The sequence below is a fragment of the Pseudomonas sp. Pseusp97 genome (genome assembly GCF_047304025.1).
Lineage (GTDB): Bacteria > Pseudomonadota > Gammaproteobacteria > Pseudomonadales > Pseudomonadaceae > Pseudomonas.
In genome coordinates this window covers 1-1,976 of sequence record NZ_JBGLYK010000411.1, presented here as the reverse complement: position 1 = coordinate 1,976, position 1,976 = coordinate 1, and the positions used below count along the sequence as shown (strand labels likewise).

The window sequence follows — 1,976 nt, the reverse complement described above, 5'->3', positions numbered from 1 at the left end:
GGCTGCGCCCGCTGGAGGCCGACGACCTGCTGCGCCTGACCCGCCGTCTGCTGGTGCAAGCCGGCGCCGGGCAGTTCGCCGAGGCGATGATGGCGGCCACGCCGCCGGGGCAGGCGAGCGCCTCGGTAGTCAGTGACGGAGAGGTGCTGGCGGCGATGGAGCGCCGCGAGAACTTCCATCAGGACCACGGCAGCAACGCCGTCGCCGTGGGTAGCGAGCGCTCGGCGGACGGCAACGGCCTGCTGCTGGCCAACCCGCATTTCCCGTGGTTCGGCGCATTGCGCTTCTACCAGATGCACCTGACCATTCCCGGCCAGCTAGACGTGATGGGCGCCTCCCTGCCGGGCATGCCGCTGGTGAACATCGGCTTCAGCAAGGACGTGGCCTGGAGCCACACGGTGGACACCTCCAGCCACTTCACCCTGTACCGCCTCGACCTCGATCCGCAGGACCCGCGCAGCTACCGCGTCGATGGCCAGTCGCGGCCACTGAAGGAAGTCACCCTGCGCGTTCGCGTGCTGGAGCCCAACGGTCGCGTGGGGACGCGCAGCCATACGCTGTACGAGTCCGAGTACGGCCCGCTGCTCAGCGTACCCGGCAAATTCCCCTGGAACGCCAGCGAAGCCTTCGCGCTGCGCGACGCCAACCTGGGTAACGACCGCGTACTGCAGGAGTGGTACGCCATCGATCACGCGCGCAGCCTGGACGAGCTGCGGGGCAGCATCGAGCGGGTGCAGGGCATTCCCTGGGTCAACACCCTGGCCACCAATCCCGAGGGCAAGGTGCTCTACCTGAACCAGTCGGTGGTGCCCTACCTGAGCCAGCAGCAGTTGGCCGACTGTGCCATCGCCGAGTTCCAGAAGCAGGGCCTGCCGGTATTGCAGGGAGGACGCCGCGCCTGCAACTGGTCGAGCGCGCCCGGCACTCGCCATGCAGGGCTGACGCCGCCTGAGCAGATGCCGGCGCTGGAACGCGAGGACTTCGTGCAGAACTCCAACGACAGCGCCTGGCTGAGCAATCCCGCGCAGCCGCTGACCGGCTTCTCGCCACTGGTGAGCCGCGATTCGGTGCCGGTCAGCGCCCGCGCGCGCTTCGCCCTCGAACGCCTGAAAGGCGAGGACAGGATCGGCCCCGACGACCTGCAGAAAATGGTCACCGACAACCGCGTCTACCTGGCCGACATGCTCCTCGACGACCTGCTGCAACTGTGCAAGCCGGCCCCGGCGGGCACCGAGGCGGCCTGTGCCGCGCTGGGTTCGTGGGACCGCCACGTCAACCTCGACAGCAATCCGGGCTTCGCCTACTTCCAGGCCTTTGTCGCGCGCTTCCTGAAGATCGACGGCGGCTGGCGCCTGCCCTTCGATCCCAAGTTGCCGCTGGCCACGCCTTCGGGCATCGCCCTGGACAAGCCGGATGTTCGTCAGCAGGCGCAGCAGGCATTGCTGGCCGCCGCGCAGGAGATCGACGGGCGCAAGATTCGCGGAGACGAGAAGTGGGGCGAGCTGCAGCTGACCGGCGATGTTGCCAACCCGCTCGGCATCCCCGGCGGCACGGGCAACGAGGGCGTGTACAACGCCATCACCTCGGAGTGGCAGGGCGATCACTACCGGGTGCTCAGCGGCAGTAGCTATATCCAACTGGTGGACTTCACCGCCGACGGGCCGAAGGCGCGCGGGCTGCTGGCGTTTTCGCAATCCAGTGAACCCGGTTCGCCGCATCACCGTGACCAGACCGAGCTGTTCGCGCGCCAGCAATGGCCGGAGCTGCCGTTCACCAACGAGCAGATCAAGGCCGATCCGGAGCTGAAGGTGATGGAGTTGCGCGAGCAGTAACGCGTGCATTCACGGCGGGCATGCTTTTCGTAGGAGCGGGGGGTGGGGGGCGCCCCCCCACAAAGCGGAGCCCCGGGGGGACGGTTGGGGGGCCACGCCCGGCGGCACGGGGGGGGGGGCCCGGGGACCCCCCCCACCCCCCCC

At 68.8% G+C, this 1,976-nt stretch carries 1 protein-coding gene; it reads left to right on the top strand.

From position 1 onward, the window contains the following. A partial coding sequence (locus ACCC94_RS29485; RefSeq protein WP_413353125.1) for a penicillin acylase family protein occupies window positions 1–1,832 on the top strand: 1,832 nt, incomplete at its 5' end. Window positions 1,833–1,976 lie beyond the last annotated feature (144 nt).